Annotated in this window: 16 protein-coding genes; 3 read left to right on the top strand and 13 right to left on the bottom strand. The window is 43.2% G+C overall.

From position 1 onward, the window contains the following. Positions 1–54 precede the first annotated feature (54 nt). From J7I42_RS26555 to J7I42_RS26535, 5 genes are all read right to left on the bottom strand, one after another. Positions 55–1,929, bottom strand: a complete 1,875-nt coding sequence (locus J7I42_RS26555; RefSeq protein WP_209141921.1) for a glycoside hydrolase family 35 protein — start codon at positions 1,927–1,929, stop codon at positions 55–57. 16 nt (positions 1,930–1,945) lie between these two features. After that, positions 1,946–2,932 carry a glycoside hydrolase family 43 protein gene (locus J7I42_RS26550; RefSeq protein WP_209141920.1) on the bottom strand — a complete coding sequence of 329 codons (987 nt, stop codon included), beginning with the start codon at positions 2,930–2,932 and terminating at the stop codon, positions 1,946–1,948. Between the two features lie 140 nt (positions 2,933–3,072). Then, a complete protein-coding gene (locus J7I42_RS26545; protein WP_209141919.1) occupies positions 3,073–7,272 on the bottom strand; it encodes a hybrid sensor histidine kinase/response regulator transcription factor in 4,200 nt (1,399 codons plus the stop codon). 124 nt (positions 7,273–7,396) lie between these two features. After that, complete coding sequence (locus tag J7I42_RS26540) at positions 7,397–8,137, bottom strand: LytR/AlgR family response regulator transcription factor (RefSeq protein ID WP_209141918.1); 741 nt, start codon at positions 8,135–8,137, stop codon at positions 7,397–7,399. Further along, positions 8,134–9,129 carry a sensor histidine kinase gene (locus J7I42_RS26535; RefSeq protein ID WP_209141917.1) on the bottom strand — a complete coding sequence of 332 codons (996 nt, stop codon included), beginning with the start codon at positions 9,127–9,129 and terminating at the stop codon, positions 8,134–8,136. The genes J7I42_RS26540 and J7I42_RS26535 overlap by 4 nt, the downstream gene beginning before the upstream one ends. A gap of 162 nt (positions 9,130–9,291) precedes the next feature. On the opposite strand from J7I42_RS26535, the gene J7I42_RS26530 reads away from it, so the two are divergent. Both J7I42_RS26530 and J7I42_RS26525 read left to right on the top strand, forming a co-directional pair. Further along, positions 9,292–10,197, top strand: a complete 906-nt coding sequence (locus J7I42_RS26530; protein WP_209141916.1) for an ATP-binding cassette domain-containing protein — start codon at positions 9,292–9,294, stop codon at positions 10,195–10,197. A 3-nt stretch (positions 10,198–10,200) separates the two neighbouring features. Continuing rightward, positions 10,201–10,977 (top strand): ABC transporter permease, encoded by a 777-nt coding sequence (locus J7I42_RS26525; RefSeq protein WP_209141915.1) that lies wholly within the window; start codon positions 10,201–10,203, stop codon positions 10,975–10,977. A gap of 33 nt (positions 10,978–11,010) precedes the next feature. Here J7I42_RS26525 and J7I42_RS26520 read toward each other — a convergent pair whose 3' ends face one another. The 6 genes from J7I42_RS26520 to J7I42_RS26495 all read right to left on the bottom strand — a co-directional run bounded on the left by J7I42_RS26520 (position 11,011) and on the right by J7I42_RS26495 (position 21,055). Continuing rightward, positions 11,011–12,141, bottom strand: coding sequence for a flavin-containing monooxygenase (locus J7I42_RS26520; protein ID WP_209141914.1), 1,131 nt, complete (start codon positions 12,139–12,141; stop codon positions 11,011–11,013). 277 nt (positions 12,142–12,418) lie between these two features. Then, the gene (locus tag J7I42_RS26515) at positions 12,419–13,807 is read right to left on the bottom strand and encodes a Gfo/Idh/MocA family protein (RefSeq protein ID WP_209141913.1); all 1,389 of its coding nucleotides are present in this window, start codon (positions 13,805–13,807) and stop codon (positions 12,419–12,421) included. Positions 13,808–14,234: 427 nt separating this feature from the next. Beyond that, positions 14,235–15,827 carry a RagB/SusD family nutrient uptake outer membrane protein gene (locus tag J7I42_RS26510; RefSeq protein WP_209141912.1) on the bottom strand — a complete coding sequence of 531 codons (1,593 nt, stop codon included), beginning with the start codon at positions 15,825–15,827 and terminating at the stop codon, positions 14,235–14,237. A gap of 11 nt (positions 15,828–15,838) precedes the next feature. Then, positions 15,839–19,165, bottom strand: coding sequence for a TonB-dependent receptor (locus J7I42_RS26505; protein ID WP_209141911.1), 3,327 nt, complete (start codon positions 19,163–19,165; stop codon positions 15,839–15,841). A 37-nt stretch (positions 19,166–19,202) separates the two neighbouring features. Beyond that, positions 19,203–20,399 carry a FecR domain-containing protein gene (locus J7I42_RS26500; RefSeq protein ID WP_209141910.1) on the bottom strand — a complete coding sequence of 399 codons (1,197 nt, stop codon included), beginning with the start codon at positions 20,397–20,399 and terminating at the stop codon, positions 19,203–19,205. Between the two features lie 62 nt (positions 20,400–20,461). Next, a complete protein-coding gene (locus J7I42_RS26495) occupies positions 20,462–21,055 on the bottom strand; it encodes an RNA polymerase sigma factor (RefSeq protein WP_209141909.1) in 594 nt (197 codons plus the stop codon). A 419-nt stretch (positions 21,056–21,474) separates the two neighbouring features. Between J7I42_RS26495 and J7I42_RS26490 the strand changes: the two genes are divergently transcribed. Beyond that, on the top strand, positions 21,475–24,042 hold the full coding sequence (locus tag J7I42_RS26490; RefSeq protein ID WP_209141908.1) for a sensor histidine kinase: 2,568 nt from the start codon (positions 21,475–21,477) through the stop codon (positions 24,040–24,042). A gap of 80 nt (positions 24,043–24,122) precedes the next feature. Here J7I42_RS26490 and J7I42_RS35750 read toward each other — a convergent pair whose 3' ends face one another. After that, complete coding sequence (locus J7I42_RS35750; RefSeq protein WP_209141907.1) at positions 24,123–24,422, bottom strand: T9SS type A sorting domain-containing protein; 300 nt, start codon at positions 24,420–24,422, stop codon at positions 24,123–24,125. Then, positions 24,422–26,704: a hypothetical protein gene (locus J7I42_RS26480; RefSeq protein ID WP_209141906.1), complete on the bottom strand. Its 2,283-nt coding sequence runs from the start codon at positions 26,702–26,704 to the stop codon at positions 24,422–24,424. The genes J7I42_RS35750 and J7I42_RS26480 overlap by 1 nt, the downstream gene beginning before the upstream one ends. Position 26,705 lies beyond the last annotated feature (1 nt).

Below are 26,705 nucleotides of genomic sequence, written 5' to 3'. Positions count from 1 at the left end.
AAAAGCCAGCTCCTTGTTAGTACAGGACCTGGCTTTTTTTATAGTTTAAAGCTCCTAATTCTTTATACCTTCTTCTTCTTTATTCAGTCGCTCCAGAATTGGTTTATCAACCGCCTGTAGCTGTGTTTGTCCGGGTTTCAACAATTCCAACACCACCATTTCATTTGTTCCTTTCTTCAGCCACTCAACAGGCACGTAAAGCGTTTGTTGCGGGCCGATGCTCCAATATCTGCCAAGGTTATGTCCGTTCACCCACACAATGCCTTTACCCCAGCTGCTAAGGTCGAGATAAGTATCACCAACAGCATCCAGATGGAAGGTCCCTTTTTTTAACGCAGGAGCATCAGACGATGATTGGCTGGTTTTCTGAGCAACAACTTTACTATCATTAAATGGAAGAGAGAACATTTGCCAACCCTTCAATTCTTTTCCATTAAAGTGCACTCCCCCAGTAATTCCCTTTTTATTTTTTAAGAGATAGGGCCCATAATTAATTCGGCCAAGATTTTCCACCAAAATATCCAATTGTAATTTTCCATTGGGAAGCTGGAGCAAGAGACTATCGTGATTCAATCGCCTGTCTAAAACACCTACCCGTTTTCCATTGATGAAAACAATTCCATAATCACGCAGGTCTTTTATTTTTAACGTGCCTTGACTGCCGCCATTGATCGTTGTGCGGTATAGTACAAATCCATAAGCCTGATTCAACGCTTCAAAAGTTAAGGGCGTGGCATTCTTTTTTGCAGCAGGCAATACATCAAACAGACTGGTGGTGCTTACAAAACTGATGGCCGGAATGGTGATCGTTGGTTTTGCTACAGGAACCTCGGGCAAGATGTGGCCAGCAGGCAAACTTTTTTCAATCACTTTCCGGAACTCCATGTATTTATGTGTAGGGTTACCGGCTTCATCCAATGGTGCATCATAATCATAACTGCTGATCTGTGGCTCATAAGAATGCTTATCGTCATAATTAGCCCCATTCATAAAATCCCGGGTAGTACCGCCATGAAACATATACATATTGAGCGACATGCCGGCAGATAAAACCGAATCCAGTCCCGGCGTATATTTTTCTGCCGGCACTTTATGGTGTTTTGTTCCCCACCAGTCGAACCAGGCAGGATACCACTCGGCGACAAAGAACGGTCCTTTACCTTCATTGTTTTGTTTGATCAACTGTTTTATTCTTGAGGGTTTATCCAACCCATTTACAGTAGTAAATAATTTACCGGGCAAGTTTCCTTTTGCCAGGAATGGTTCCGGATCGCAGGTATATAACAATCCATCAAAACCCGCTTCAATAAACAGCTTTCGATTTATGTCAAGGTATGCTTTATCGCTTCCATAAGCGCCGTATTCATTTTCAACCTGAACCATCAAAATATTGCCACCATGGTTTATCTGTAAGGAAGCCAGTTGTTTTCCTACCTGCATGATGTAATTTTTATAGGCCTGCAGGTATTGCGGCTCCTTGCTTCTTACTTCCAATCCTTTTATATTTTGAAGCCAGTAGGGATAGCCGCCAAATTCCCACTCAGCACAAACGTACGGACTGGGGCGAAGGACCACCCACAAACCTTCCTCCTGTGCTGTTTTTACAAAAGCAGCAATATCATTGTTGCCGGAAAAATCATATTTTCCTTTTTGTGGTTCATGCAAATTCCAGAACACATAAGTCCCAATAGTATTCAACCCCATTGCCTTTGCTTTTCGCATCCTGTCACGCCAGGCTTCCCGCGGCACCCGTGGGTAATGCATTTCACCTGAAATGATCTGAAAAGGCTTTCCATCCAGTAAAAAAGCAGTATCTGCTAACTGAAAACTGTGTGCCGGGCTGATTGTTGGTTGTTGGGCTATCGATGAAAAATAAAGACTAATGACAATAACTACAGAGAATAACTTTTTTTCGATTGAGTTGTGCATATCAAGCGCTTTCGTTTTAATTCCAGGTCCATTCATTTCGCCAGTCAATAAATGGCATTCCGTCCCTGAATTCAATTGGCAGCCAAAAATAGCGACTATCTTTTAAATCTTTTGGGTTCCATTTATCAGCGATGAAAATAAAAGAAGACCTTTTTCCTGCTACAGGAAGGATATAAGTAGGTTGTCCGCCATAGGTTGAATCTGCCCCATTGCCCTGTAACGGATTGCCTGCCGACACCCATTCTCCGAATAAAGAGTCTGCCACATGAATGCCTGCCTTATTCGGCGCCCATCCCGTGCAACCACTGGTAATGAGATAATACTTTTTATTGTATTTAAAAATAGCAGGCGCTTCCCGATGTTCGCTGAACAAGAGCTTGTCTTTTGTTGTAGCAGCAGTATAATCATCACTCAATTGTACAATTCGCAAATCGTAGTTTTCCCGGGAGGAATAAATATGATAAGCTTTACCATCCTCATCAACAAAAAGGGTCATATCCCTTGACATGTTATCATTAGGCCGGAAACTTTTTAAAAACCGGTAAGGTCCTGTTACCTTATCGCTAATCGCAACGCCGGCCCTTGCGGCCTTGTACCCCTGTCCGCTCAACTCCAGGTGAAACCACATTACATATTTTTTTGTCCGGGCATTGTAGATCACTTTAGGTCTTTCCATGATGCAGCCAACTGCAATATCACTGGCACTATCCTGCGATTGTGCCAAAGCCAGGCCTTCCATTTTCCATTGGTACAGATCTTTTGATGAATATACATTTACCCCTTCAGAGGCCCGTTTTCCTCTTTTCTCACCAAACCAGTAATAGGTCCCTTTCTCATACAAGAGCCCTCCCCCATGTGCATTGATCACTTCCCCGTTTGCATCCAGCCAAACAGCACCTGGAGTGAATGAGGGCTTGTAGGGTGCTTTTGTCTGACCGGAACAGCCTGTCAGCAGTATACTGAACACTATCAGCATACAAAATGATCTTTTGTAGTAATTCATAAGCCTGAGCTCAATTTAATAAGTTTAAAACGCCGGGAACCAGTTCCCGGGAGCTGCAAAATACAGGTTACCCCTGCCGTTGACAGGGGGTAATCAGGAATAAACAGGGGGAAATTAATATTTAAAAAGCGGTCCAGCGGCTAAATATCATCGTTGTCCTCAGCGGCGGGATGTTTACCGCGGCCCCGGCGATAGGTTTTTACATAGTCAGAGGGTCTTAGTCCAAATAGTTTGGTGAATTGTTCCCGGAAATATTTGAGATCATTGAAACCCGATTCAAATGCGGCCTGGGTAATATTATTATCGGTTTCCATAAGTAATTTGGCCGCCTTGCGAAGCCGGATAAACCGGATAAATGCTGTTGGCGGCTGACCGCAGATCGATTTGATTTTCTTGTACAGGTTCGATTGTCCCATGTGCAGCTCAGTGGCTAACATTTTTATCCCAAAGTCCGGATTATCGAGGTGTACTTCAACGATCCGGATGCAGTTATCAAGAAATTGCTGGTATTCGGGTGCTACTTTATAAGCGGTCTTTCCAAAGGTGATCGTATTGTAGAAATACTTTTGTAGAGAGGTTCGGCTTTTGAGAATATTTTGCACCCGCGCCATCAAGAGATCTTTATCGAACGGCTTGGTGATATAATCGTCTGCGCCTCCCTCCAACCCTTCCAGCCTGGTTTGCTGCGCGCTGTTGCCGGTGAGCAGAATGACCGGGATGTGACTTAAATGGGGATCTTCTTTGATATTGATACAAAACTCAATGCCACTAACGCCCTCCATATTGATATCACTGATAATTATATCGGGGATCTGTTTCCCGGCCAGCTTTAAACCGTCTGTAGCATTATCAGCAGTAAAGACAATAAAATTGTCTGCAAAGAGCCCAGACAGGTAAGCAACCGTTTGTTTATCGTCATCCACAAGCAGGATAGACTTTTTTTCACTCACCAGTGCATCGAGCTCGCTTAATCTGTTCGCGTCCTTAGCAGGCATTTCAGGTGCGTACTCTGCGTCAATCAGTTCCTCAAAAATACCGGTTGATGGCGTTGCTGACGACTCTATCAGTTCCTCGTCAATATGCTGGCACCCTTTCCCGAGCTGAATATAAAATACCGTTCCTGTTCCCTCCCCGCTTTCATACCACACGGTACCTTTCAGGCTGTTGATGAAATGCTTTACAAGATATAAACCAATCCCAAAACCAGGTTTAGCCGGTGTATTTTGCTGTACCTGGTAAAAGCGTTCGAACAATTGTTCGCCTACATGGGCGGGAATGCCATAACCTGTATCTTTCACCGACAAGGTTACCGTATCGGTATTGCAGGTCAATTCCATGGTAATGCTGCCGCCGGCCGGTGTGTACTTAAAAGCGTTGGACAACAGGTTTAAAAAAACGATCTCCAGTTTTTCGCGATCGGAATAGATCTCAACGGGACCAGGAGGTGTTTTGCAGGTGTACTGTATATTACTGGTTTGTGCCTGGTGTTCAAACGCCAGGAAAACCTCTTTGCATAAAACAGGGAGATCAAGTTTTACGATCCGCAGCCGGTCTGCCCCGGCTTCTGCCTTGCGGAATAAAAGCAATTGATCAACGAGGCTTAACAACCGGCGGGCATTGCGATAAACAACTTTCAGGGCGCCCTGGTCCTTTTTATGTATATCGCTGCCCTGAAGCAGTTCTTTTACAGGATTAATGATCAAACTGATGGGTGTCCTGAATTCATGCGTGATGTTGGTAAAAAAAGACAGCCGCTTATCATTGACCTCCTGTTCCTTCTCCACTCTTATTTTTTCCATCTCGGTTTCGGCAAGGTGGATCTTATATTCTGCTTCTGCTTTTTCGCGTTCCGCCTTTTCTTTACTGGCGTTTGCTTTTGCCAGCGCTACATCATATTTAAGTTTGGCCTGGTTTATTCTATAGCGTTGATAAAATACAACCGCCCAAATAAATAGTATTACATACAGGCTATAAGCCCACCACGACCGGTACCAGGGGGGCAGCACTTTTATCTGTAGCGTCATTTCATTTGACGACCAGTTGCCTTCCGTATTGGTGGCCCTGATGTGTAACACATAGTTACCTTCATGTAATTTGGTATAATTGGCCTGGCGCGTGTTCCCGACATAGTTCCAGTCCTTATCCCAGCCTTCCAGGAAAAACGCATAACTGATCTTGTTAGGTTTACCATATTCCAGTGCAGCAAAATCGACAGACAGGGATGCATCGTTGAATGGCATTTGAATAGTGGTTATTTTTCCCTGCCACGTTTGTTTTATATATGCGCCAGCCTGCGACAATGGCTGGTTGTTGATCTGCATATCTGTTATAAGCACGGCCGGGTTGTTTTTTGCAACCGGAATGAATGCAGGGTTAAAAATGTTAAACCCACGAATACCACCAAATAGCATTTCGCCGCTGTGGAATTTCAGGGCGGCACCATACAAAAACTGGTTGCTTTGCAGCCCATCATCCTGATAATAGGTCCTGAAAATATTAGTTGCAGGATTGAACTGCGATAACCCGTTGAACGTGCTCATCCAAAGGTTGCCGTTGCCATCTTCCAGGATGTTCAATACGCCATTGTTCGACAGTCCATCTTTTACCGTAAAGCGTTTTACCAATTTGCCGCTTTGCCGGTCAAAAAGTATCAGCCCGCCCCCTTCCGCACCTATCCACATATTACCGGCCCGGTCTTCAAGGATGGCACGTACCGGTTTACCGATCTCATAACGAACATGTTTTTTATCAGCCCGGTCGATCCTGATCAGATCATGCGCCGTACCGGCCCATAATACACCGTCTTTATCCTGGTAAATAGATAACAGGTCTACCAGGTGCTGGCTAAACATTTCGAAGCGGTCTTTCTCGCGGTTTAAATAATACAGCATTCCATTGCCAAAAGTAGTTGCCCACAATACCTTGTTCGTGTCCTCAAACATGATCCACACATTATCGTTCTCCATGCCTGCCACTTCATTCCGGCACTTGTAAGGGGTAAAAGTTTTTGTTATCCGGTCCCACTTACTGATGCCGCCGCCAAAAGTGGCTATCCATACATCTCCCTGGTAATCCTGAATAATACTGCTTACATGGTTGTTGGTCAGTGAACCCGCGTTTCGGGCATTATTTTTATAATTGGAAAAGCGGCCCGTTTTCCTGTCCCAGATGCTGAGCCCGCCACCATCCGTTCCAACCCAAATTGTTCCATCGCTATGCTCGAGGAAACAGGAAGCGAAATTGCTCACCAGGTCGTTCTTACCAAACCGGGTATGCGAGATAGTATGAAAGAATTGCTGTTCGGGATTATAGATATCAATACCGCCATTGAGTGTTCCTATCCATTTTCGTCCGTCCCGGTCTTCATATACCGCCGACACTACTTCACCTGATAGCTCGTAGGGACTATCGCCAGCCTGCAACTGTTTTAGGGGAAGTCCTTCCCGGTCAAAGATCATGGCGCCGCCACCGTGTGTGCCGACCCATATATTGTCCTCTTTGTCTACCAGTAAACTGGCAATCCTGTTTGGCTGCCGGTTACTACTTTGCCCGGCATATTTGAGTTGCAGGGAACGAGTGGCTGGTTGGTATTGATACAGATCGGCGGTGGCGCCTATCCACAGGTTGTCCTTTTTATCAAATTGTATAACTGAAGCATCCGTAAGGGTTGTATTTACAGGAACAATTTGCTGTGTTTTTTCATTATACTGGTACAATCCCAGGCGTGCAATAAATAACCACACCTTACCTGTTCTGTCCAATTGAATAGAAGTAACATTGTAATCATTTGTCCAGCTACCATGTTCCAACAGGGGCACCTGCGTTGCAGTACGGCTGCCTTTTGTCGCCACCATAAGCCCCATTCCATTAGTGCCAACATATACATTGCCGGCTTTGTCAACGGCCATACTACCAACGTGGCTTGTGATCCGGTATTGGGGGCTATTGTTTTGCTGCTGGTAGGATGCCAAATGAAATTTACCCGTTACCATATCGTAAATGGCAATCCCCTGGCCTGTACCGATCCATAAATTACAGGAGCTGTCTTCCGTGATCACGTAGATAAAATTATGAGGCAGCGAATTGGTGTCTTCCAGGACGTTCCTAAATACTTTGAAGTCATGACCGTCGTACCGGTTTAATCCGTCATACGTGCCAAACCACATAAAACCATTATGGTCCTGAAAAATACACCGAACGGAATTATTAGAGAGGCCACGGTCTATATTCAGCCGGCCGATAGGTATGGAGTCGCCGCCAATGGCAGGAAAACAGCTTGATAATATAGCAAGCAGAAGTCCAAGCTGGACAAGCAATCGTTTGGTATAATTTGTAAGCAAGTTTTGGGTAGCGGTTTAGTTAGAATAAGGACCCATTTAAAAAAACGCTACAAGCAAATATAAAAATAATTAGGACAAACATAAACGTCAAATACACGTTTATATATAGCTGGGTTTAAAAGAGTTAGAAAAGATTTTTGTTATTTACCAGTAAAAAAAAGGATTCTTTGTAGGTGTCACCTACCGGTATAACAGTCTGGCGAATGAATATGCGGTTTTTACTGATGTGATCTATTTTATCCAGTGCAACGATGTAAGACCTATGCACGCGTACAAAACGACCTGCTGGTAAAACGGCTTCCATTTTTTTCATATTTTGAAGCGTAATGATCTTCTTATCTGATGTATAAATAGTAATGTATTCTTTCAATCCTTCGATATACAGGATGTCCGATACTAAAACTTTTACGATCTTGTAGTCATTCTTTACAAACAGAACTTCATTGGTATCCACCAATCCTTCACCACTCGTACCAGTCAAGACCGGTTTAGCGTGCAACAGGTTGAGCACTCTGTTTACGGCTTTTAAAAAACGTTCGAAGGAAACCGGTTTTAAGAGATAATCAGTTGCATTCAATTCAAAGCCCTGAACAGCATAATTCGGATGGGCAGTGGTAAAGATCACTTTACAATCGGGCGAAAGCATTGTCGCCAGTTGCAATCCATTTAAAGCGGGCATCTGAATATCCAAAACAATACAATGCACTACCTGTTGTTGCATAGCATTCAGTGCCATTACGGGATCGCTATAGGTACCGAGCAATTTAAGAAAAGGAACCTTTTGTATGTATTCGGCTAATATACCGAGAGCCAGCGGCTCGTCATCTACAACAATACAACCAATTATCGGAGTATCCTGATTCATATAAGTTGGAGCTCTAAAAATACTGAATAATATACATTGTCACTTGTTATAGAAAACTGATGCTTTTGGGGATACAACAGTTCTATTCGCCGACGCACATTTGCCAATCCGATCCCTCCCGGCAAACCACTGGCTGCGTGATTAATTTTATTCTTAGCAGAGAACTGCAACTTTCCTTCATTTATATACAGATTAATGAAAACAGGATGTTTTTCATCGTTCAGCACACCATGTTTAAAAATATTCTCAACCAGGGCCATAAGTATGAGCGGAGCCAAAGAATAACCAGTGGTATCTCCCGTAACCGAAAACTCAAGCATCAGCCGGCCGGCCGTTCTTAGTTCCTGTAATTCGATCAGTTGATCAATATAATAAATCTCGCGTGCAACAGGCACCAGTCCGTTTCCGCTCTCATAAATCATAAAGTGCATGATCTCTGACAGCTTCATGACCGCACCAGCCGTTTTTACCGATTGCTGACAAGCCAAAGCATAGATGTTATTTAGTGTGTTAAAAAGAAAATGCGGATTGGTTTGCGCCTTTAGAAAATCAAGTTCGGTCCGCAATTTTTCGTTTTCAAGTTGTTGCCTCTGCTGCTCGTTCCTGAACCAGTCGATAATAGACCGGTAGGTAACTCCGGCTAATATTATAATTGTTACAAATAAAAGGGTTCTTAAAAATGTATTGACGAGCTCTAATTTAAAATTCCCGCGTCGGGTAAATACATGTAAAAAATGGTTGAACGCCAGGCTAATGACCGTACACAATAGTATTAAAAGCAACCAGTGAAGCACCAGCCATTGAAATTGCCTTTCTTTTATCCAACGGGGAAGGATCCATAGCGTATTAACATAAAATACAATTATATATGTCAGGAAACAAAGAATAGCATACAGGGTCCTGTTAGTAAAACCGAATAAATATAACGGAATCAAAAAAAAAGAGGAAGCCAGTGCCCATACTGCAATATGCCCCGCAACAATCTTTTTCATATTGGGAAATTAGTGAATATTCCCTGTTACCACGCCTTTTTCATGGTAAAATATTGACCGGCAGAAAAGTCCGGTTCGTATAAATAATATGCCTGTTGATTGAATTCATTTTCCGGTTGTTCAAATTATTAGCAGTTTTATACCGAAACCAATCCATTCCACATGAGCAACGCTATAGTGCAGATCGATCAACTGTCTTACAGCTTCCACAATCAAAAAGCGCTGGATGACATTTCGATGCAGATCCCTGCTGGAAGCATCTATGGTTTTTTAGGCCCAAATGGAGCCGGCAAAACAACTACACTACGCTTATTATTGGGTTTACTAAAAGATCAGAAAGGACTTATCAGCATTTTTGGATCAAACCTTATGACGAACAGGACTGGGCTGCTGAAAAGGATCGGATCCCTCATAGAACAGCCTTCCTTATACCAACATCTTACCGGAGCTGAGAATCTGGAGGTTTTCCGGCTAACTTATCAGGTTACCAGGAAACGCGTAGATGAAGTGTTAAAAATCGTTGGCCTTACCGATGCCCGTCATAAAAAGGTACGCGCCTATTCACTGGGCATGAAACAGCGACTGGCCATTGCCCTAAGCTTGCTACATGATCCGGAACTATTGATCCTGGATGAACCAACAAATGGTCTTGACCCAGGCGGTATCATTGAAATGCGTGAACTTATAATAACACTTAACAGGCAATATGGTAAAACCATTCTGGTATCGAGCCATCTACTTCATGAAATTGAAAAAACAGCTACACAGGTAGGTATTATCCATAAAGGCAGAATGTTGTTTGAAGGCACGTTAACTGACTTACAACAGATCAAAGCATCCAGATCTGTAATAGAAATGGAAATAAATGATGTAACAGCGGCGATGGAATTGCTGGCCAATCAATTTTCCGTTAAAACAGTCGAAGGAAAGATAATAGTAGATTTTGTCAGTTCGCAACATACGGCAAAATTGAATGCCCTGCTGGTTCAGCATGGAATAGAAGTGTACCAGATATGCGTTACCAGGCACAACCTCGAAGATCTATTCGTTCACATCACATCTGAATAATGTATGACAACCTCCTTTTATTTAAACACCCGGTCTGAATTTTTGAAATTGCGGCATACCAGCGCCTTTTGGTTAACACTGCTGGCGGCCGGTTTTATTCCAGCCATCAATGCAATAATTTGTATTGAGAAAGCTACGGATATGATACCCAAATTCAGGAGCACTCCGTGGGTTACTTTTTTGCGTTACAACTGGAAAAACACCGCAGCAGTGATCCTGCCGTTTTATGTTATCCTGCTTATAAATCTTGTACTGCAACTGGAATTCAGGAATATGACCTGGAAACAGGTGTATACGTCACCAAGAAAATATGCTGATATTTTCTTTTCCAAGATTGTGATCGTACAAATACTTACCATAAGCTTTCTTATTCTGTTCAACTTATTCATGATCACTTCAGCGTATACAATTAATGCTTTCCAAAATGAGTATAGCTTTTCTCATAAAACCATACCCTGGCATCTAATGTTGCAGCTTTCAATCAGGATATACACCGGTATATTAGGTGTAATGGCTATTCAATACTGGATGAGCGTACGTTTCAGAAATTTTGTTATACCGCTGGGAGCCGGGCTCGGACTGTGGATGGCAGGCCTGGTATTGATGGAGTGGGACCAGATAATTTATTATCCGTACATGTATTCTACTTTGCTTTTTTTTACAGATTTCACCAAACATCCTGATCAATTACCTAAACTGATCTTTAACTCCTTAACCTGTTTTGTACTGGTGCTGCTGCTGGGCTTTTGGAATATATACCAACAGAAAGAAAGGGGTTGAACATTTAATACAAACAAAGACGACGGGTAAATTTTATTGTCTGCGGGAAATATCCTTTGCAATCTTCCGGGCATCCCCACTAATTTCACGGATCTGGCCGGTGGGACTTACATAATATCCACAGAAATAAAGGCCATCCTTACCGAAATACTGTTGGTGGATAGCGCTTACCCGCAGATCATCGAAACGGTTGCTATCTGTTTCAATAATTTTAATCTCATCCCGGCTGTAGCCAATGCACGCAATAATGGCATCAAAGGGTTGTGTTGTTCCTTCTTTAAAATGAACCAGTTTGCCATCTATACGATCAAGATCCCCTACAATTTTGATCTGCCCTTTACGGATCAGCCGGATAGTCCCAATGTCCAACACAGGCGCCTTTCCCTCCCGCTGAATCTGTTCCAGCGGCCCATAAGGTTTTCTTTTTAATCCTAATGAGGTAAGATCACCAATAAGGATATTTGCCAATGGCGCACTCAACAGATCGGCTATACGAGGTGGCAGAAAATTCAGTATTAAACTTAACTCCAGTATAGGTATACCCAGCACATCGCGGGGAACAATATTCACAGCAGAACGAACAGCCATAACAGGTGTGGCCCCCTGTTCAAACAGGTCAATCGCAATTTCACAGGCAGAGTTACCAAAACCAATTACCAGCACTTTTTGTCCAACAAAATCTTTACCTGTTTTGTAGGCAGCACTGTGTAATATTTTTCCGGGAAAAGTTTCCATTCCCTGTAGCACAAAAGGTTTTGGTTTTCCGTAAGGGCCGGTAGCCATTACTAAAAATTCAGACTGAAAGTTCCCATTGGTAGTTTGAGTCAGCCAATAGTCCCCCTCCTTTTTTATAGCCGTAGCAATAGTATTAAAAACCGGCTGAATATTGAATGTCTGCTGGTAGTCGTTTAAATAGTCAATTACCTGTTGCCGGCTTGGATAGCGGGGGATATTTTTTCCGAATTTCCTGTATGGTAATTGAGAGATCCGTTTGTTGGTGTGCAGGTGTAACCGGTGATAGTGGTTATGCCAGGCGCTGGCTACCTGGGCATGTTTTTCAATAGCAACATATTCAATGCCCTGCCGTTTCAAACAGGCAGCAGTTGCCAGCCCCGAAATACCGGCCCCAACAATGAGGGTATTGGTTTGAGTGAATGGCTGCATGCAATCGTGGTTGAATTGGTAACCTTATAAATATACGATTTTAACGGCAACCTCCTAAACCATACGGCCATCACCACCCCACCAGCCGGGAGGGGCTAAGCGGGCTCAAAAAGGAAGAAATTTTTTAATATGAAAAAAGAAAAGAATAATTATTAAAAACCTTTAGTCAAATCAGCTGGTCAACTGTTTTAATAATACACTGATCAGTACTAATTACTGAAGCCCCGATGTTTCCACACCGGGGCTTTTTATGTTTACACCTGTCTTTTTTAAGGGGTTACAGTTTAATATCCATGATCTTGTTTTTCTTCCTGCTTTCTTCAGCCATAAAACCCATAATATGGCTTTCAATAGACTCATCGATGGTAGAGGTCAACAATTTGGGATCTTGCTGTGCTACGGCCTGTACAAAATCATGCGCCAGCAGCCAGTCGCCTCCGCCATGCCCGTTATTCTTATATCCTTCTACATCCTCCGCAATGGGTACCATTTTGGTTTGCTTGCCGGTCCTGAAATCGGTGACCACCAGTTCAGTCATATCGCCCACCATATCGCCCATAGAACCCATAACGCGGGTCCGGCGTCCGCCATATGAGGTAAATGCCTCCATAGAGAAACTGGCTGTAACATTATCTCCAAACCGGATATTGGTAACATAATGATCGGGCTGGTCGTTCTCCATACGGTATACGCAACGGCCGTAATTGGTGGTGCGTAATTTCTCCATGATCGCGTCGGCATGTTTTGTTTTATCATCTGGCAGATCGAATACGCCAACCCGTTCCCGTTTATCGAGATACGTTCGGATGGCAGAATACGGACAGGTGCGCTCTACAGTGCAACCATCCGTACATCGTGCTGTGCTTCCAGCCGGTGCATTTTCTTTTTTGAACCATTTCAGATCGCCCATGGCAACAACCTGTTTGGCGGGTTTATTAATGATCCATTTTATGATATCCAGGTCGTGGCACGATTTGGCCAGAATAATGGGCGTTGTTTGTTTGGAGTTATGCCAGTTACCTCTTACATAGGAATGCGCCATATGCCTGTGTTCAATAGGTTCCAGGTGTTGTATGCTCATCACCTCGCCTATGCTCCCCTGTGCTATCAATTCTCTCATTTTTACAAAGTAAGGGGCATAACGCAGTACATGGCATACGGCAACAATACGACCCGTTTTTTTCGCCAGCGCAAGTATGTTACGGCATTCTTGTTCTGTTGGCGCAATGGGTTTTTCCAGCAGCACATCATAACCCATTTCCAGCGCTTTCATACAAGGCGCATAGTGCAGATTATCGGGCGTTGTAATAATAATGGCATCGGCAAATTTCGGCCGCTCGAATATCCGCTCCCAGGTATCAACCCGGTTGGTATCGGCGATCTGGTGTTTGGCGGCATATCGTTCGTTTCGAATGGGGATAGGTTCTGCCACCCCAACGATCTTTAAGAGGTTGGGATATTTGGCGGCAAAGTTCCCATACACATTCCCACGGCCACCCGCCCCCAGCGTAATGGCAGTAACGGGTTTATCAATTCGTTTGTGTAAGGGATTACCAGGTATCTCATAAACCTGTGTTCCATCTGCCAAACGGGCTACTGCTTCTGAGCCTATAACTGTTGCGCCTATGCTTAAACCCAACTGCTTTATAAGATTTCTTCTATTCATTTATATACTGTTTGTTTTTTAATTGTTATTGGAATTTAAAATCGTGAAACGGCAAACGTGAAACGGCAAACGGCAAACCCGGTCCTTCGCTTCGCTCAGGTCCGTGAATCGGTCTCGGCTTAGCCGAGAGCAATCGGCAATCGGCCTCGGCTCAGCCGAGAGCAATCGGCAATCGGCAATCGGTCTCGGCTCAGCCGAGAGCAATCGGCAATCGGCAATCGGCAATCGGCAATCGGCAATCGGCAATCTCCGACTAATAGCTAGTCTTGCTTTAGGCTAGCTTGAAACGGGAAACTTGAAAGATCCTATGCTCAGCCTCAACTTCGGCAGAGGGCAGACGGCGTAGCGCTTCGCGCAAAACTCAAGAACTCATGAACTCATGAACTAATATCAACCGTCTCCCTCATAAACTGGTCAACCCGTCAACTCAATACAGATCATTCTGCGCCATATGTGTATTCGCAAGTATCTCCCTTTGTGGCACCGGCCAGCGAAAATCCCGGGCTACATTGCAGGACCGCACTTCTACTTTTACCGGTTGATTGGTGGCGGGGTCAATAGCTCCATATACCTGCCCATTCATGACATTGCCTAAAATGCCCCAACGACGGATATCATAAAAGCGGCCGCCCTCAAAAGCAAGCTCTGATTGCCGTTCCCGGCGTACCAGTTCCCGCAGTTTTTCCTTTGTATTATATTTTGCAACATCTACAGGCGGCATGGTGGCGCGGGCGCGAATGTCGTTCAGGTATTTCACTACATCGGGATCACTCCATTTGTCCAGCTCCACCAATGCCTCCACATAGTTGAGCAATATTTCCGCATAGCGGATGATCATATAATCGAGGGTCCGTGTTCCGGTGCGATCCTTGGGGTCGAGGTATTTATTTACCCAAAAACCTGTAGCCGTTGCATTTTGTGCACCCAGCCGGTCGAGGTTGCTTTGTGCCGCATCAAACGGCTTCAACACATAAGAGGAATAGGTTTGGCCAGGCAACAATATGGAAGCGATCAAACGCGGATCGCGGTTGTTTTTGTAATTGGGATCTTTTTGATAAATAGCAGCCGAATCGGCCCCCAACTCCCAGATCGTTTTTCCCTGTTTGGTTTCATAATTATTCACCACTGCTGCGGTTGGAGAAATAACTGTTTTCCCACCCACACCCATAGGGGCAAACGTATTCCATTGGTTGCCCCCGCTGGTATTCTCCCTGAAGAATATTCTTTCCTTATTTACTTCACCGGTGTACAGAAAAAGATCAGCATAACTGTTCTTTGGGTTTGAAGTAGTCTTATATAATTCATACACACCCAGGTCGATCACCTTTCTGGCAGCCTCTTTTGCCACCTCATAATTTTTATAGAATAACGCAAGCCGGCTGATCAACGACCAGCAGGTGCCTGCCGAGATCCTTTTCAGATCGGCGTTTGTATAAGTAGCTGGCAGGTGATTGGCGCAGTCTGTAAGCTCGCTTACAATAAAATCATATACTTCTGTTTCCGCTTTCCGTTCCAGATAACTTTCAGCAGGCGTTACCGATGTTGTTATAACAGGAATACCGCCAAAAAACATCATCAGCTCCATATGATAATAGGCCCGCAATGCCCTTGCTTCATATTTGTATCGGGTTTTCAGTGAGTCATCCATAAAGCAGCGGTCAACATTTTCCAGAAAGCGGCAGGCACGCCGGATGTCTTTAAAATCATCCTCCCAAATACCAGCGCCAACATCCCAGGTGGGATTTTGTATTCCTTTTACATACGATTCGTAATCACCGCGCGTACTTTGACGGGCAACCGCTTCGTCGCTTAAAGCAGATAAAAACATCAACTGCCGGCCAGATGAACCGTCGGGCACTCCTACATAAACCGAATTAAGCGCATTGGTAGCATCGGCAGAGGTGTTCCACCATTCTTCATCTGAAATACTGGTGGGATGATCATGTTCCAGGAATTTTTTACAACCGGAAAGGAGAATTGTTCCGGCAACAAACGATATAATAAGCGTAAGGGATCTCATACTGTGTCGAATTAAAATTGAATGTTACAACCAATAGTGTACGTTTTCATAATACCATATGTCCATTGATTACCCCGGCTTTCAGGATCGGTTAATTTAAGCCTGGTAAACGTGAGCGGGTTCTGGGCATTGAGGTACATCCGCATAGAGTTGATGCCCGTACGCCTGATAAAAGAAGAGGTAAGGTCCAAACCCAGCTGGATGAATTTTACCCGCACATAGGCCCCGTTCTGAAACCAGAAATCTGATGATAATTTATTATTTGCCGGGGCGGTTGATAAGCGGGGATAGCGCGCACCGGTCCTTTCAGGCGTCCAGTAATTGGCTGCGTAATATTTTGTAGGAACACCGCCATCTTTACTTAGGTCCAGCGGTAAAGCGAACATATCCAACAATACGGCATTGCTTCTACCCGTGCCCTGTAATAAAAATTCAAGGTCTATTTTTTTATAGGAGATCCTGAAGTTGGAGAAGTAGTTCAATTGAGGGACCGGATTGCCAAGGATAGTCTGGTCTTTTGCGTTGATCTCCCCATCTTCACTCAGGTCAAGGTATTTAATATCGCCTGGCGCTGCATTGGGTAAAACCGGCACCTTCGACTTACCGGTGTTATCAAAATCATCTGCCTGTAAAAGTCCATCAGTTTTATAACCATACAAACTGCCAATACTACTGCCCTCCTGGTTGATGGTAGTGCTTGTTGAATTTATATAGGGGCCGGCCACCAGACTTAAAATGGTGTTGGTATTGTATGAAACGCCGGGACGTATAGAGATGCTTGCATTCTTCCCCACCTTGCTATTGTAATTCATCGACACCTCCCATCCTTTGTTCTCCACTTTACCCGCATTCACCGGCACCTCACCTTCAAACCCACCAACCAACGGCAAGGCAGGATTCAGAATAATGTTATTGGTTGTTTTATTATAATAATCTACAATGAATTCCAGCTTACCATTGAACAATCCTATATCGGCGCCGGCATCTGCCATATGCACCGTTTCCCAGGTGATATCGGGATTGCCATATGTTGTTTCAACGCCGCTGGAAGAATTGATCAACGTTTGGTATTTGTACAACCCGATATTTTCATTACCCAGGTAACCGTAGGAAGCCCTTAGTTTGAAATTATTTATAAACCCTACATTTTTCAGGAAGTTCTCATTATGCACATTCCACCCAAGTGCAACCGAAGGGAAATAGCCAAATCTGTTATTCGGACTGAACCGCGAAGAACCATCGGTGCGTACGGTACCTTCAAACAGGTATTTATTTTTGTAAGAATAATTCAGCTTTGCATAGGCAGAGATCAGGGAGGACACATCCCAGTCGCCTGAATTGGTTTCTTCCTGAGAATATCCGGCCATGGCAAAGATCATATGGTTGCCGCGGGTAAGGGTATAATCGGCATTGGCGCCCAGGTAATAATAGGTAGTGCGCGCAGAAGACACAGCACGCTGCATCGTCCAGGTTTGTAACAGCTGGCCGGTGTAGTAATCAAAAAAATTGTACGTATTGCGGGTATCCCGGGTAACGTCGCTGTTCAATCGGAAACTGAACTGGCCGCGTAGATTCAACCCTGGTATTACCCGCCATTTGGGCTGAAGATTAATACTGGTTTGTCCGCTTTCAAATTTACGCTGTCCACCTCTTTCAGCATATGCTACGGGGTTAACGATATCTACATACCGACCGTAAATGATCCTTCCATCCACTTTGGGATATTTGGGTAAGATGGTAGGTGGGACCCGGTAAATATCTTCAAGCAAACGATTACCATTGTTACCTGCCGTACGGTTAGGCGTAAGTACATTTCTTTTAATGGCCAGCATATCGAGGTTAACGGTAAAATTCTTACTAAGCGTAACAGAAGTATTGGCCCTGATATTAAACCTGCCGGTATTGTTTATTGGCAGCATCCCTTTCTGATACAGATAATTACCGGTCAATGCAAAACGGGCCACGTTATTACCGCCACTCACGGCAAGCGAATGGCTGGTGAGCGGTGCTTGCTGATCTATCACTTCATCGATCCAGTTGGTATTGGGATAACGCACCGGATCAACCCCATTAATGGTATTTACAATATCACTATCGGAATAAGAAGGTGCTTTTCCGGCATTTACCTGCGCATCGTTGTACATGCGCATATATTCAGGCGCCTCTACCACCTTTGGCAAACAGGCGGGCGATTGTATCCCTACATACCCATCGTAGGTAACAGATACCTTACCCGGAATACCCCTTTTTGTAGTAACGACAATTACGCCGTTGGCAGCCCGGGCTCCATAAATGGCAGCGGCGGCTGCATCTTTCAGCACCGTAACGCTTTGAACGGTCACCGGGTCGATGTAGTTCATATCCATGGGAATGCCATCTACCAGTACCAACGGATCGGAATTACCCAATGTACTGATGCCCCTGATCTTTATGGCAGCAGCATCCCCGCCCGGCAAGCCGGAACTTTGTGTTACCTGTAATCCCGTAACCCCACCCTGCAAACTTTGTGATAAGGTAGTTATAGGTTTTCCGGTTATATTCGAAGAAACATCCAGGGTGGCAACCGAACTGGCAATGTGTTTCTTTTTTTGTTCCGACAAACCAACCACTACGATCTGTTCCAGGTCGTTCACCACTTCCTTCATTGAAATATTAAGTGCATTGTCGCTTTTCGAAACAGTATATTCAACAGGTTTGAAACTGACCCTTGAGAAAACAAGCACCTCATATTTGCTGACCCTGATACTAAAATATCCATCGGCATCTGTAGTAGCACTAACCGATGTGCCTTTAACCGTGATGGTAACCCCGGAAAGCGCAACAGGCGGTTCATGCGTATCATACACCCGGCCCCTGATGGCCAGTGAGGTATCGCGTCGGTTGGTAACAGTAGTAATTGCGGCTTTCGGTGGATCAACTAGCTGAATCCCCTCGATAGAAGAGTCGCGTTGGAGGACACCGGTAGTTGCCTCCTCTTTAGGAGTAATGATTATCTGTCTGCCATTAACAGTATAGGTCAACCCGGTTTCGGCCAGTGCAAGGGTAAGCACATCCGCAACAGCCGCGTTCTTTAATTCAAAATGGACCGTTTTTCTCAGTTCCTTTTTCAGCAATTTGTCCCGGTAAAAAATAAGATAATCCGTTTGCTTTTGTATGGCATCAAATAATTCAGGCAAGGTGGCATCCTTCAGATTAAGATCAACCCGGGTATTCTGAGAATAAGTTGTTGCCGACACACTCAACATGCCCAGGAATAGTAGAAAAACGGTGAACTTGATCTTTAAAAATAGCAGGTTGGAACGTCCCCGACCAGGACGTTTGCAGCAATTAATTTTCATACGTTAGCAGTTAGTTACAAATTTGGTTATATCGCATTTATTTTTTTAAAGCCAGTTTTTGTTCTTTTGGTAAATAGATATAGGAAGTACCAAGGCACACCAGGTCCATCACGGCGGTGATGTTATTTTGCAGATCGAGTCTTCCCGAAAATGTCTCATCACTATGGGCAAGCTCACTCGTGTTAATTTGAATATCATAATACCTGGAAACCCGCTTCACGATCTGCTCCAATGGCACTTGTTTAAACAGGAGGTATCCCATTTTCCACGACACATACTCTTCCGTATTGACAGCTGCTATGGCTATACGCTCCCCACCTGGCTTAAAGCTGGCCAAATTACCAGGCACCAGCTGTTTTGTAAGTATCCCGGTAGCGCCTTTAGCACTTAAGGCCACGCTTCCTTTTTCCAACACAACATTACATTGTTCGTCATCGTCATAAGCGCTTACATTGAACCGGGTACCTAACACATTTACGGTAATATCTTTTGTACGAACGGCAAAGGGTTTAGCAGCATCATGCTTTACATCAAAATAGGCCTCCCCTGTCAATTCAACCCTTCTTTCATTGCCGGTAAAACTGGTGGGATATTTTATTGAGGAACCGGTATTCAGCCACACCAGCGTTCCATCAGCCAGGGAGATCTGCATCATTTTAATTCCCCGCGGAACAGTTAATGTATGATAAGTAGTGCCGGTATTGGGGTTTAATGCAGTATCATATGTAATACGGTCATTAGCCAGTTTTATAATATTATCGTGACCGCTCAACGGGCCATTTCCTATTTTATCCAATTCAATCTGCTCACCGTTAGCCAGCGTTATAAATGCGCCCCCCTTTTTTATTTTCGGGATTTGAACAGGCCGGGTGGAAGCAGTATCAGGGGAGCCCTTTTTTACCACTCCTTTTTTCTGCAGGTAAAACCAGCCAGCGCCCAGCATCAGCACAAGGATCGCAGCAGCCGCTGCCCGATAAAATAGTTTATACGACCTGGATGGAGGTGGTTGAACAGCCATAATTAAACGGGCCTGCAGTCGGTTGCTGAGCTCAGCAGGTACTTCCACGTCCGTTTCCATAGCTTTATTAAATTCAGCCTGAAGCAGCTGCAATAACACACGATTGGCAGCATCCTGTTGAAGCCATTGCATCAACTCCTCCACCTGTTGGGGTGTGCAGGAATTATTCAGGTAGTCAGCTAAAAGCTGGCTATAGTATTCTTTAGTTTCCGGCATAATCAATATATAATATCCTCAATTGAGGGATATGGGTGGGTGCCTGAGAAAAAAAAATCAGGTCATGACAAACTGGTGAAGGTAGCGGGGATCTCTTTAATAAGAAATAGCAAAAATATAAAGTGAGTGGGGTTATCGCCAAATTGATCAAGATGTTCCCTGATGAGTTTCATGGCCAATACCATATGTTCTTTTACGGTATTGCGGGAGATACCCAGTTCTGCAGCAACCTGTTCATAGGTCTTTCCTTCTTCCCGGCAAAGCCTGAACACTTTCTGGCGCTGGGGTGGCAGTCGATTGAAAGCAGCCTGTAAAAGTGTTTCATATTGTTGCCATAAAACTTTCAGGTCAGCATCCGCAACCGATTGCGCAAACTGTTGAAAAACCTGCACCCGCAGGTTTTCGTCGACGGCAATCTTTTTTAAAAGCTTAAAAACACTGTTCCGGCAGATCCGGTACAGGTAAGATTTGAAAGAAAGGTCAGGGTTGATCCGGGTCCTGATCTCCCATATTTTGAGGAATACGTCCTGCAAAATATCTTCAGCAATAGCAGGCGATTTAACAAAACGAAGTACGTAATGATAAAGTGGCTGATGGTATTGGTTGTACAATTCCAGAAATGCATCACTATCGCCCTTTTGCAATCGTAGGGTCACACTTTGTTCGCAATATGTTCCGGATGTTTTAGACACTTTATTAATTGTCTAAAATAAGTAAATTTAAAGGAATATACATATGGGGTTTTCGTGAATGGCGCCCCTTTCCCCTACCGCCTACAAAATGTATTTCCATGGAAATAACGGCCAAAACTTCCTATTCACCTCATAAAACATCCGGCGGGGCACAATAATTTCAACTTAAGTTTAAATAAAATTGTAAATTTAATTAGTTACAATTCAAAGTGAGTTGCTACCAACAGGGATCAAAATCCTGCCTCCTTCTGCATTCCTGTAAACCGGGAATGCCTTCAACCTATTCCTGAATAAGCGCCTTATGATGCTGACATTTGATTGACCTTTCAACTCTTGATGTATTACACTGCACCGCCGTGCCGGTAGCAGTAAAAATGTCTTATATGCGCGCACAGCCCAAATATAAAAAGGAGAAGGCTCCTGTTATACGCAGTACAAACAATCCGCAGCTCAGCCCAGTGCTCAATTCCCTGGATGTAGGAATACTTTTTGCCGACAGGGAAGGATTCATTTTTGACATGAACAACAGTTTTTGCCGAATTCTGGGATATGAGCGCGATGAGCTAATTGGTAAATACTTTTTAACCCTGGTGCCCGAGCCTCAGCACGATTGTACTTTACTTACATTCACTGAGGCCATGGGGTCCCCTAACCCGCGGCCAGCCGAGGCAGAATTCCCTGTTCAAAGTAAAGATGGTTATATTTTTGGGGCTAATTGCAAATTAACGGTGATCACCAAACCTGATGGTGGCCGCTATATGATAGGGAGCATTACTGATGTTACCGAAATCAATAACTACAAACAGCTGCTCGACGAAACCGAACTGGCCGCCGGTATAGGCGGTTGGTTGCTGGATGTGCAATTAAATCAGTTCTCCTTTACAGATGGAATGTATAAGTTACTGAACCTGCCGAAGTATACTATCATTGACTGGGAAGATGTACATTCTTTTGTAGGCAAAGAAGCTTACCTGCAGTTGAAACAGGCTATTCAAAAGGCTATTGATAAAGGAACCCATTTCGATCTTGAACTGGATTGTGGTACCCTCAATAATCCAAAGTGGGTCCGGGCAATTGGCGAGCCCAAACAGGTATTTAACAAAACCATACAATTGTTTGGTACTTTTCAGAATATCACCCAGCAAAAGTTGTCGGAACAAACGATATACCTGGAGCAAGCCAAATACCGGGCCATTATGAATAGTGGCCTGTTTGGCTATGTTTTGGCTATACCCGGTGGTCCCATACTGGAAATGAATGCAAAAGCCTGTGAGATGTTTGGTTATAATGAGGAAGAGTTTAAAAAGATAGGCCGCAAAGGCATGATCCTTCATACCAAGCAGTATCTCGATCTGGTAGATAAAGGATTTAGAATTGGTTATGTAAGGGGGGAACAAATCGGCATCAAAAAGAACGGCGAACAGTTTCCCAGTGAATTCTCTGCGGTATGGTTTAAAGATTTGAACGGAGATGACCGGATAAGCATCCTCGTCCAGGACATTTCGGATAGAAAGAAAGCTGAGGGGAAGCTAAAAAAACTGTCACAAATTGCCCGGGAAGCCGTTTGCCCGATTGTGGTTGTTGGCATAGATAAAAAAATAGAATGGATCAATCCGGCTTTTACCCGGATAACGGAATACACCTTAAAAGAAGTCATTGGCAGAGCGTTGGAAGATTTTTTATATGGGCCCGAAACCGATCAGCAAGTTATAAAGGGCTTTAATGAAAATAGAAAAAAAGGCCGTATCTATAATTCAGAAATTCTAATATATACCAAATCGGGGCATAAGGTATGGTTTACCATACAGGCACAACCGCGATTCAATAAACAGGGCGAATTGATCGGGTATTTTTCCATTTGCATTGACTGTACAGAACGAAAGCTGTCTGAAATAAAGATCTTGCATAATCAGCATATATTGAAACAGGCCGAGCACCTGGCTTCTTTGGGCAGTTGGGAATTTGACTTGAAAACAAACCAAACTACCTGGTCAGATGAACTGTATCGAATTTTTGGCTTCAGACCTGAAGAGACAATGCCAACGATAGAAAACCAAATGACTATTGTTCATCCCGATGATCTGCAATATTTGTTGAGCAGCATAAAAAATACAATGAACGGCAGTGGGGAATTTGATATTGAGATCCGGATCATTCGTCCTGATGGTGATACCCGCAACATTCGCTCGCAAGGTCACCTTATCAAAAATAACCAGGGAGATCCAGAAAAGTTGTTCGGTATTATATATGATATAACCGAGCAAAAAGCGGCCGAAGAGAAATTGCATGAGCAGGAATCCGAACTGGCGAAAGTAAAGTTGAATCAGCAGCGGCAGATTGCCCGCGCAACGATAAATGCACAGGAACAGGAAAGATCGGAGATTGGGAAAGAATTGCATGATAACGTAAACCAGATCCTGGCCTCAGCCAGGTTATTTCTGTCAACCTCATTACAGGAAAACGAGGAGCGGGAGACGTTCGCCAACAAAGCAGCAGAACATATTCATCTGGCTATAGAAGAGATCCGCAAACTGTCGCACGCCCTGGTATCACCCAGCGCCACTGACATTGGCATCATTGAAACCATCAATGATATGATCAAAGATGTTCGGGCAACCCGGAAAATTGATATCTGTTTTGATCACAGCGGCTTTCATGAATCGAAACTCGATAATGGCTTAAAGCTTACCTTATACCGCATTGTACAGGAGCAAATGAGTAATATCCTTAAATATGCGGAGGCCAGCCATATTGACATCAACATAAAAGAATATCGAAAAAAACTGACGCTCCTGATCATAGATAATGGCAAAGGGTTCAATCCCGCCGCCAAACGTAAAGGGATTGGGTTAAATAATATCATAAACCGCGCAGAGGTGTTCAATGGGAAAGTCAATATTCACTCAGCTCCCGGTCAGGGTTGTATGCTGCAGGTGGAATTTGACAAGTAACGGGCATTATCTAACGGTTCTCCTGTGTAAAACAAAACCAGTGCAGAGGCCCGCACTGGTTTTGGAAAGCAGAAGAACCCCTATCTTTTGATCACCTTCAAAATTTCGTGGCTCCCACCCTTAAATATTTTTATAAAATATACCCCTGGTATCAATTTCAATCCCACCTTTGTCTTATTCTCCCCAATACCTTTCTCAACCAGTGCGCCCTGCTGGTCCGTTATAACATACTCAAACCGGCCTGTCGAACTTACAGTAAATGCTCCGCTAGCCGGATTAGGATATACCAGAGATGGATTTCTTACTGGCGAATCAGCTCCGGGTATTGGATGCCCTTTTTGGGCACCTGAGAAAGCGGACCCTTTTTCAGAAGTCCTCACTAATTCTTGAGGGAGTTAATATTAAAAACAAAACATTTTCCAACATCAGACTCGTCATCACCTACAATATCGTCATAAGAACTAGGTTTATAACATAAAAAATCACCAAATAAGATCGGTTCTGCATAATCAAAATAACTGAGCGCTTTAATTGTCCTGAGTTTCCCCTTGTTTACATTATAGACATCTATCTGGGTACCGATGGCCTGTTTTATCAATTTTGTAATTTCAATTTTATAGATTGTTAACATCAACTCCTGGTTTGATAAAATGTTGTCTTCATTGTCACCGGCGAGATCTTCCAGGGGTGTGATGGTATAAAAGATATTCTGTGAAGGAAGAAAATAGATCCTTTTATCTAAAAAGGCCTTACGTTGAATATTTTTTACAGGCATGCACTTCATTTCATTTGTAAAAGTATCTATAGCATACAGTTCCTGCACATTTGGATCATCTGTAGCACTGGCAAAAAAATAACCCGTACTTTTGGACAACAATCGTTGTGACCTATAAATTTCCTTTTGAAGTTTTGTTGAATAGATCAATGTTATAAATCCGTCATTTCCTGAATCCTTATTTTTAAATTTCAACCATAACAAACCAGATAAATTAGAAAATTGAACCTGCCCAATATTTTCTAAGGTCAATAGCCTGTAAGGAACCTTACCTGAAAAATTAATAACTTCAACTGAATTATATTTAAGTAAAGCAACTATGCTATCATTAATAAATTTTATTTTATCAGCAGTATAAATAATGCTGTCACCGTCATTTAAGGAGTACACTCTTAATGTATCAAAAACAATTTTTGATTGCTGTTCTTTTTTAGGCACCCCCCAATTAAAGGTAGACGAAATATAAGAGCTATATGTTTGTCCTAAAACCAACAACCTGTCACTTTTCGCAATATATCTATAACCGCCATAGTTAGAGTTATTAATACGCTTCAGCTCATTCATATTGTTGTCAAGAACCTTAATTGTGTAAAAGTTCGGGGAGGGTACCGTGTAATAATTAAGGGTGGCTATATAGCCAGACTTTATACTTTTACTGATTTTTGTTGTTTCATTTGGTTTATCCAAGAACTGCACTGAAACACCCTTAACAAAATCGTAGTACTGAGTTTTTTCCTGACCAATAATATTGAATTTCAATAAATTACTACTGTTGACCTCAGACAGATTTGAGTAAGTTGCCACATTTGCCTGCTCATACAAACAGGATAGATCAACAAGAGAATATATTTTTATTTCAAACCCTTTAGTCGTGTCATTTTTCAACACCACTACCAACTCATTGTTTCTTTTTACATAAGTAAGACTTATCAATCCCTTTTCTACGACCGCATGTGATATCTGCTTTTTTTGATAAATAGAAATATCTAATCTTGATCGCTGTTTTGTAGAGTCATTTTTTACTGGTTCTATCATCTCAAGGGAAATGCCCATTCCTGCCAATGTTTCAATTGTATCCTTGTACACGCTTTCCATTCGTTCTTTCAATGACTTTTCAACATTAGGCTTGATACATTTTACACTATCGTAACCAGGTTCATAATAATATGTCTTGATGGCAAGACGCCCAAAATTTGACTCGTTTATTAGTATACTATCACTCCCTTTTATAAAACGATAATAATTTTTACCAGTAGGGACAGGCAATGGTTTCGCAAAAATTACATTGAAATTATTTTTAGAATCAAGTAATACAAACTCTGTTTCCTGTTTTATAGAATCAGCGCCATTAGCATTCTTGCTTCTGCTCCCCACCCGCTGGCTTTCCTTTTTTTTCTTTTGGAGAATAGCCAAATAGGACTTCCCCTGATATATATAATCAGTAAAGTCAATTATGTCATCTAAGATGCTATCAGGAATAAATGATTTAATTTCGCTAAGATAACGGGTAACGGCAGCACGCCTGCAATACGAAGAAGAGTTAATTTTTGCCCCAAGCGCATTGAAGTTTCCTTTAATAAATAATGCATTAGATTCTCCTAGCAAAATATTTATTCCGGCATTCTCAGCAGCTATTCGCGCGGCTTCAGAAGTCTTTATCCAGATTGCATAGGTAGCATTAATAAGGGAATCTAATTTATGTGTTCTTTCGTAGGTAACCGGATCACAAAACTTGGCAGCCTGAAACTGTTTTATTGCTGTTTCCCACTGCTTTTTTTTAATAGCATCCTCACCAAGCGTCATAAATTTATTATAACAATCCTGCCCGAATAAACGATTAATTTGAAGGGTCAAACAAACTATAAATAAAACATTTCTACCACTCATA

It is taken from the genome of Niastella soli, assembly GCF_017742245.1.
GTDB classification, from domain to species: Bacteria; Bacteroidota; Bacteroidia; order Chitinophagales; family Chitinophagaceae; genus Niastella; species Niastella soli.
The sequence above is the reverse complement of the archived record's forward strand: the minus strand, read 5'-3'. Positions and strand labels throughout refer to the sequence as shown.

Coding starts and splice junctions, on each gene's coding strand:
- J7I42_RS26555 (WP_209141921.1), bottom strand. CDS start 1,929: ATGCACAACTCAATCGAAAAAAAGTTATTCTCTGTAGTTATTGTCATT.
- J7I42_RS26550 (WP_209141920.1), bottom strand. CDS start 2,932: ATGAATTACTACAAAAGATCATTTTGTATGCTGATAGTGTTCAGTATA.
- J7I42_RS26540 (WP_209141918.1), bottom strand. CDS start 8,137: ATGAATCAGGATACTCCGATAATTGGTTGTATTGTTGTAGATGACGAG.
- J7I42_RS26535 (WP_209141917.1), bottom strand. CDS start 9,129: ATGAAAAAGATTGTTGCGGGGCATATTGCAGTATGGGCACTGGCTTCC.
- J7I42_RS26530 (WP_209141916.1), top strand. CDS start 9,292: ATGAGCAACGCTATAGTGCAGATCGATCAACTGTCTTACAGCTTCCAC.
- J7I42_RS26525 (WP_209141915.1), top strand. CDS start 10,201: ATGACAACCTCCTTTTATTTAAACACCCGGTCTGAATTTTTGAAATTG.
- J7I42_RS26520 (WP_209141914.1), bottom strand. CDS start 12,141: ATGCAGCCATTCACTCAAACCAATACCCTCATTGTTGGGGCCGGTATT.
- J7I42_RS26515 (WP_209141913.1), bottom strand. CDS start 13,807: ATGAATAGAAGAAATCTTATAAAGCAGTTGGGTTTAAGCATAGGCGCA.
- J7I42_RS26510 (WP_209141912.1), bottom strand. CDS start 15,827: ATGAGATCCCTTACGCTTATTATATCGTTTGTTGCCGGAACAATTCTC.
- J7I42_RS26505 (WP_209141911.1), bottom strand. CDS start 19,165: ATGAAAATTAATTGCTGCAAACGTCCTGGTCGGGGACGTTCCAACCTG.
- J7I42_RS26500 (WP_209141910.1), bottom strand. CDS start 20,399: ATGCCGGAAACTAAAGAATACTATAGCCAGCTTTTAGCTGACTACCTG.
- J7I42_RS26490 (WP_209141908.1), top strand. CDS start 21,475: ATGCGCGCACAGCCCAAATATAAAAAGGAGAAGGCTCCTGTTATACGC.
- J7I42_RS26480 (WP_209141906.1), bottom strand. CDS start 26,704: ATGAGTGGTAGAAATGTTTTATTTATAGTTTGTTTGACCCTTCAAATT.